The organism is Nocardia thraciensis (assembly GCF_054782435.1).
Genome location: NZ_BAAGSM010000009.1, coordinates 202,247 through 208,939, shown reverse-complemented (window position 1 = coordinate 208,939; position 6,693 = coordinate 202,247). Strand labels below are relative to the sequence as shown.

Below are 6,693 nucleotides of genomic sequence, written 5' to 3'. Positions count from 1 at the left end.
GCCACCGGCGCCGCCCGACGGGCGCCGCCCGCCGCCGCGGCCCACATAGCCGGGCGCACCCGCGGCCGCCTGGCTGCGCACGCCGACGGCCTTGGTGCCGACCGCGCCCAAGGCGGCCGCGCCCAGCAGCACGCCACCGGTGGCGGCCAGACCCGAACCGCCGCTGCCGACGATCGCGACCGCCGGGGTGACCAGGCGCATCAGCGCGGGCAGCACGAACGCCACACTGCACAGCAGCACGATCGCCACGAGCATGCGCTGCGCCTGATCGGCATCGGGCAGCCCCGCGGTGGTGGTCAGATCGTCGGTGTTGCCGATGGCCACGAAGGCGATCATGTAGACGATGGCGGCCACCGGTTTCCAGAGCATGAAGGCGATGATCCAGCCGATCAGCTTCGGATACGCCTGTCTGCCGGTACTGGTCCCCGACGCGGCCGCCGCCAGCGGCAGCACACCCGCGGCCACCACCAGCAGGCCCTGCCGCACGATGGCGAGCACGATCTGCGCGAGCGCCCCCAGCAGGCCGACGATCGCGATGATCAGCACCAGGCCCGGCGAGAACGCCTGCAGCTTCGCCGTTTTCACCATGAACTCGGCGATGTTCTTGGCGTTGCCGTCGGTGGCATCCTGAATCACCCACGCGGAGAAGCGATCCGAGGCCTGGGTGCCCGCGACGATCACCGCGCCCAGCATCCAGGAACTGAACACCACCCTGGCGAACATCCGGAACGACTCGCCCGCCTCGTTCAGCGCGGCCCCGCGCCGCGCCTCCGCCAATCTGGCGCCGGACAGGATCACCGATACTATCAACAGCAGAATCTGGGCTTGATAGGTGTAGTCGTTGATTCTCTGGAACAGCTCCCCGCCGTTGCTTATTCGCTCGTTGGGGACCTTCATCCAGAAGGTCAGCGCGAGGATCAGCGCCTGCCCGAGCCCGTTCATCAGCGAGTCCACCACCTTGCCGAAGGTGGAGTCCCACGCCTTGTCGCGCACGGCGCCGGCGGCGTCGCCCGGGTGGGTCGCGGCGTTACCGGCCTTGCACGCGGCCGACGCGGCGTCGCCGAGCGAGACGCCGGGCAGACCGAGACCGTCGAGATCGTCGTGGATCTCGTTGCAGGTCTGGTCGAAGCCGTACTGTGCGTAGGCCACCGTCGGTGTCGCGATCATGACGGTGAACACGACCGCGAAGATCGTGAGAATGCGCCTCACCATGTCGTCCACCCTTCGATGCTTCGCAGGGAATCGATCCGGACCAGTTGTTGCCCGTCCACAGCCGTCAGCTTCCAATCACCGTCACGCCAGGCGACCGCGAGACGCATGCCGACCCATGTCGGTTGGCCATCGATGACTTCTCTTGCCTTTCTTGCGATGTCGACGACCGCGTGGTCGTCGGTGTAGGTGTCGACGCGAAACGCGTCCGAGGCGTACAGCAGCGGGGTCAGCTTCTCCGGCAGGCGATCGGACACCTTGCCCGCGGCCAGCAGCCGGTCGTATTCGGCCAGGTACTCCGGTGAGACCGCCGCCAGCCGAAGCAGCAGTTCCCGATCGCTCGGGTTCGCGTTGGTGCGCCAGAAGTTCTGCTCGGCGGCCAGCACGGCGCCCTGCGGCGTGTGCGCGAAACCCGTGGCCGCCTTGCCTTCCACCCGGGCCGGGCCGTCCGAGCCCGAGAAACGGACCACCGGCCCGCCGAACACCCGCTGCCGGACGCCTTGCGCCTCAGCGGGATTCGGCGCCGCGCTCAGCCACCGCGGGTCGTCCGGGCGGCGCTGGGCCGCGGCATCCTGCGGAAGCTGCTGTCCCGCAGGGTTGTTCGGAATATCGACGCGGCGACCGAACATATCGGTCTCGGGTGCGCCGAACCCTTCCGCGGCGGGCGCGACCACCGTGCTGGTATCGGCCACAGGGACGGGAACGCCGCCCGCCGACGTCCCGCTCTCGTCGCGCCGCACCGTCACCACGGTCACCGTCACCGCCAGCGCGACGGTGACGAGCGCCGCGGCGCCCAGCAGCCGCAGCTGTGCGGGGCTGCCCGCTCCGCGCCCGCTCACCATGGCGTCCACCCCGTCAGCGAGTCGATGTACTCGGTGGGCGAGCCCTTGGACTCGGTCGGCTTGAGCCGCCAGTCGCCCGAATCCCACACCATGACCAGCCGGACCGCCGCCCACTTCTGCTGACCGTCGGTCACCGGGCCGCGGGCGGCCAGGCGCACGATGGCCATATCGTCGGCGTAGTTCTCGATCCGGAACGCGTCCGGCGCCACCAGGTATCGGGTCACCCGCTCCGGCTGCTGTTCGGGCAGCCTGCCCGCGTCGAGCGCCTTGTCGTAGGCCGCCAGCTGCTGCGGGGTCGCCCGCACCTGCTGGGTGTACAGGTTCCGGTCGGCCGGGCGGGCGTTGAGGCGGTAGGTGATCTGCGCCGCCGCCAGCACCGCGCCCTGCGGGGTGTGCGAGTATCCGACGGCCAGGCCGTTCTCGTCGATGTGGGCGGGCCCGTCACTGGTGGAGAACGGCACCGAGGCGCCGTGCACGCGCTGCCAGCCCCGGGGTTCGGCGGTGCCCGCGGGGGCGGCGGTCAGCCAGTCCTCGTCCACGGGGCTCTTCTCCAGCGCCGGATTCTGCAGCAGTGGTTGTCCCGCAGGGTTGTTCGGGATATCGATGCGCCGACCGAACAGATCCACCTCCGGCGCGGCGAAGCCGGTGGCGCCCGTCCCGGCTACCGGCGACGGGAGCGACTCGGGCGGCTTGCCCCCCTCGGAATCGTCCCCCCCGACATACATGAAGACCCCGACGATGACGATCAAGGCGAGCACCGCGGCCGATGCGATGACGCCGAAGGAGATACCGCGATCGGCATCGGTATACGAGCCGCCCGCATCCTTCCCGGTCATGTCGGAGCCTCCAATGTCACTATGTCGGTGGGCAATTCGGCGATGGAGTCGACCGGACGCGCGGTGGCGCCGGATTCGGGCAGGCGTAACCTCCAGTCCTCGTCGAACCATTCGACGGTGGTGTGGTTCACCGCCCGCGAGCCGTCGGAATACTCGGTGTAGACGTCCACGCTCGATCTGTCTCCGGTGAAGCCGAGCACGCGGTAGCCGAGTACGCGCGGGGCGTACTGCTCCGCCGCGGGAGCGGTGATCGACAGCTGCACCCGGTTGACCGACCACTCGTCGCGGGCCGGTCCGGGCACGAGTTCCCGGGCGACCACCGTGGACCACTGGCTGTCGGTGGCCACCGACAGCCGCACCGAGTGGGTGATGGCCGCGACCGCCGCGCCCGCCGGGGTGCGATCGAATCCCGTTGCGGCGCCGTCGCTGTCGTTTCTGGGGCCCTGATCGGTCACCGGCAGGGCGACGCCCTGGTACGGCTGCCAGCGCACCCCGCTGGGCGGGCGCGCCGGATCCGGGTTCGACGTGTCGCCGTGCTCGCCCCCGCCGCATCCGGCGGCGGCGAGCACGGCGACACCGAGCACGCCCGCGGCGGCCCGGCGCAGACGCAGCGGGTGCACCGCGTGCGCTGGCGCGTCGATCTCGGCCGAAGTCATAGGGGCCCAACCGTTCACGTCGGCAGTATGGTCAGTGCGATCGCGCTCGCCGAACTCGCCACGATGGCTCCGATCAGGCTCATGACGATGCCGTGCGAGGCGTCGTTCACGGCCATATCGTCGCGCATCGCCGACCACAGCCGACCGGCCGAGATGATCATCCAGGCCAGGCAGAACAGCAGCACGACCCACAGCAGCCAGTCGATCAGCTGCATGATCGGCTCGACCACTTCGGACGGCATCTGCTTGTAGGCAAGCACGCTCGCGGCGGACATCAGCTACCGATGACCGCGTTCATGATGGTTCCGGCGCTGGTGGCGATGATGCCGCCGATCATGGCCCCCGCCACCATCTTCGGCGATTCCAGCCCGCCCCCGGTCCACTTCTCCCATGCGAATTTTCCTCCCGCGTAGGTGATTCCCATGATTCCGGACAGCAGCACGAACCACGTGAAGTACCGAACCAATTTCAGCAATTTCTCCGACGCGGGTGGCGCTTCGGGCGTCGGATTCCCGACTTGAGCGAGAACTGCGCCGTACGTCTCGTGCACGGCGGCCAGGATGGTACTCATCGAGCGTCCTCTTCTTCTTCCAAGTGCGAACTGCTAGCTACTTTTTCACGTATGAGATCGATGATGCTCGCGCCGAGCTCGTCGACGTCGTGCGGAACCTCTTGTAACGGATCGAGTTTGCGCTTCTTCTGCTGCGGGGGCGGATCGGACGGCGACCACACCGGCAGCTGATCGGGCTCGACGAGCATCCACTCCTCGTGCCAGGGCACCTGCCACATCCGGCCCGCCAGGGAGCCGACCACATCGCGGTAGCGGCGGATCTCGACGGGCATCCGGCCCGGCCGGGCGGCCACCGTGATCAGGCCGAGTACCTCGCTCGGCCCGGCCAGCCCCGCGCGATGCTGGCGCAGCAGATCGTGAGCGCGGGTCAGCCCCGCGATGGTCTCGCGAGCGACCAGGATGACGAAGGGGGACTCGTGCTCGAAGACTCCGGGCCAGCGCCGGTGCGAATCCGCCGCGGGCGCGAGCACATGCGCGAGGCTGCTGGCGCCCGCACCGCCGTGCACGCCGAGCAGCCACACCAGCGGGGCGCGCCCGACGCCGGGCACGGGGCGCTCCCACACGGGGGCGCGGCGCGCCTCGGGCGGGGCGACAACGCCCGCGGTGCCGACCGGGCTCTCGCCGCCGGCAGTGGATTCCGATGAACTTCCCTGTTCCTTCATGGCCGCGGTCATGATGCCACCCCCGCCACCAGCGTGCGATATGCCCTCCGAGTGTCGGCGGCAAGTGTGTTGTGGCGCACCAGTTCTCCGCGGGCCAACTCCGGGTCGTAAGGGATCTCGCGGATATCGCGCACCCAGCCCGTGAGATGTTCCCGCAAATGTTCCGCGACCACCGGATCGTTGCCGGGCAGCTGATGGGATACCACGATCGTGGTGTCGCCGACGATGCCGCCACCCTGCCCCTCGGCCGGGCCGCCGAACTGGTCGTCGAGCCATTCCAGCGTGACGCGCAACCGGTTGGCGGCGTCGGCGCGGGCCGGGATCGCCAGCACCAGTGCGATATCCGCGTCCTCGAGCAGCGGGCGCAGGTGCCGCCCGGCGATCGGGCTGCCACCGTCGTAGACGGGCGTGTACCCGGCGTCGGCGACGGCGCGCGCGACGGTCAGGTAGGTGGCCCGGCGGCGCAGCGGCGCGGAGTCGCGCCACAGCAGGCCGATGCCGGAACTGGCCTGCGACAGACATTCCTTCAGCGGCGCCGGTTCGTCGTCGCCGCGGCCGTACAGCCACTGCTGCAGGCTGATCGGGCTCAGATGTTCGTCGGCGCCGCGCAAGGCCAGGTCGCTGCCCGCGGACGTGGCGTCCACGGCGGCGGTCGGCGCGCCCGCGGCGCCCAGCTCACCGGCGATACCGAGCGCGGTCGTGGTGGTACCCGCGCCACCGCAGCCGCCCACCACCAGAATCGGGCGCGGTAGCGGCCCGTCGTCACCGTCGCCGCCGCGACGCTTGCCCAACCGCACCACCGGAGCCTTGGTGCGCGATCGACCGCTCGCCGGGTCGCCCGGGTCGGGCGCCTCGTCGAGCCACCGGCTCCAGTCCTGTCCCATTGTCTCAGCTCTCCTCTTACCCGGCCGCGATGCCCGTGATCAGGGTGCGGCCGTCGATCACCGCGGTGGTGACCGTCTGCTTGCCGTAGGTCTTCGGCGCGGCGCCGGGCCGGCGCTCGGTGACCTCCACCAGAAACTTGTCCGCCCCCTCCTCGCCCCGGCCCACGGCGGTCACCCGCACGCAGTGGGTGGTACCCAGCGGAACGGAATCGATGCCGCGCTGGATCACCGGCGCACCCGAGATCGCGGCGGCCGGCGCCACGACCTCTCGGGCGCGTTCGGCCGACCGCTCGACGTAATAGGAATGCTGGAACCACATGATCGCGTCCGGACCGGAAGCGGTGCCGCCCGGCTCGGCGCCGCGCATCATCCGCTCGGTCCGCTCGGTGGGGCAGAAATTCGCGGCCGCCCCGTCGCCGGTGACCGAGGTCAGGCGCACCGCCGAGGCGGCGCGCGCGCCGGAATCCGTTGAGCCGCCGCGGGAATGCAGCAGATACAGCGCGGCGGCGCCGGCGGCCGCCAGCAACAGCACGGCGATCAACAGCACCAGCGCTGTACGCCAGCGGCCCGGGCGCGTGCGCTCGCGCAGGGTGTGCGGCGAGGCGGCGGCGCCCGGCCCGTCCCGGCCGATGCGCCCGCGCACCACGGGCTCGCGGGGCGGCGGGGACTGATCGTCCTCCTCGTCGTCCCACGGGAAGTGCACGACGTCGCCGTCGCGCTCCGGGTAGTCGTCGTCCGGGCCGGGCGCGTGATCGCCCACCCAGTCGCTCCAGCCGCCGACGAATTCGCTGCGGCGGCCGGGCGGCTCGTCGGCGAACGGAATGTCGAAGGGTTCGGGCTCGGTGTCGCGAATGTAGTGCGGGTAGCGCGCCGCGCCCCACGCGCCGTCGTCCTCGGCGAACGACGGCTGCTCGCGCACCGGCGGGCGGGCCGTGACGCCGGGCGGTTCGAGCGCCGGATACCAGCGCTCCAAGTCTTTGTACGACTTCAACATTCCCCCCTTCCCGCGGAGCCAGGCACGTCGTGCAGCATC

9 protein-coding genes are annotated in these 6,693 nt (G+C 70.6%); all 9 read right to left on the bottom strand.

Translation table 11 applies throughout. From position 1 onward, the window contains the following. The coding region (locus ACYVLQ_RS03335; protein ID WP_460695870.1) for a hypothetical protein at positions 1 to 1,212 on the bottom strand (1,212 nt) is incomplete at its 3' end. Beyond that, entirely contained in the window at positions 1,206 to 2,051 is an 846-nt protein-coding gene (locus tag ACYVLQ_RS03330) for a hypothetical protein (RefSeq protein WP_460695869.1), read from the bottom strand. The genes ACYVLQ_RS03335 and ACYVLQ_RS03330, both read right to left, overlap by 7 nt. Beyond that, on the bottom strand, positions 2,045 to 2,887 hold the full coding sequence (locus ACYVLQ_RS03325; protein ID WP_460695868.1) for a hypothetical protein: 843 nt from the start codon (positions 2,885 to 2,887) through the stop codon (positions 2,045 to 2,047). The genes ACYVLQ_RS03330 and ACYVLQ_RS03325 overlap by 7 nt, the downstream gene beginning before the upstream one ends. Next, complete coding sequence (locus tag ACYVLQ_RS03320; RefSeq protein ID WP_460695867.1) at positions 2,884 to 3,543, bottom strand: hypothetical protein; 660 nt, start codon at positions 3,541 to 3,543, stop codon at positions 2,884 to 2,886. The genes ACYVLQ_RS03325 and ACYVLQ_RS03320 overlap by 4 nt, the downstream gene beginning before the upstream one ends. A gap of 14 nt (positions 3,544 to 3,557) precedes the next feature. Then, positions 3,558 to 3,818, bottom strand: a complete 261-nt coding sequence (locus ACYVLQ_RS03315; RefSeq protein WP_460695866.1) for a hypothetical protein — start codon at positions 3,816 to 3,818, stop codon at positions 3,558 to 3,560. Next, on the bottom strand, positions 3,818 to 4,114 hold the full coding sequence (locus ACYVLQ_RS03310; protein ID WP_040748909.1) for a hypothetical protein: 297 nt from the start codon (positions 4,112 to 4,114) through the stop codon (positions 3,818 to 3,820). The genes ACYVLQ_RS03315 and ACYVLQ_RS03310 overlap by 1 nt, the downstream gene beginning before the upstream one ends. Beyond that, positions 4,111 to 4,788, bottom strand: a complete 678-nt coding sequence (locus ACYVLQ_RS03305) for a P-loop NTPase family protein (protein WP_460695865.1) — start codon at positions 4,786 to 4,788, stop codon at positions 4,111 to 4,113. The genes ACYVLQ_RS03310 and ACYVLQ_RS03305 overlap by 4 nt, the downstream gene beginning before the upstream one ends. Continuing rightward, on the bottom strand, positions 4,785 to 5,660 hold the full coding sequence (locus tag ACYVLQ_RS03300) for a MinD/ParA family ATP-binding protein (protein WP_460695864.1): 876 nt from the start codon (positions 5,658 to 5,660) through the stop codon (positions 4,785 to 4,787). Before ACYVLQ_RS03300 ends, ACYVLQ_RS03305 begins: the two co-directional genes overlap by 4 nt. 16 nt (positions 5,661 to 5,676) lie before the next feature. Then, complete coding sequence (locus ACYVLQ_RS03295; RefSeq protein WP_460695863.1) at positions 5,677 to 6,654, bottom strand: hypothetical protein; 978 nt, start codon at positions 6,652 to 6,654, stop codon at positions 5,677 to 5,679. Positions 6,655 to 6,693 lie beyond the last annotated feature (39 nt).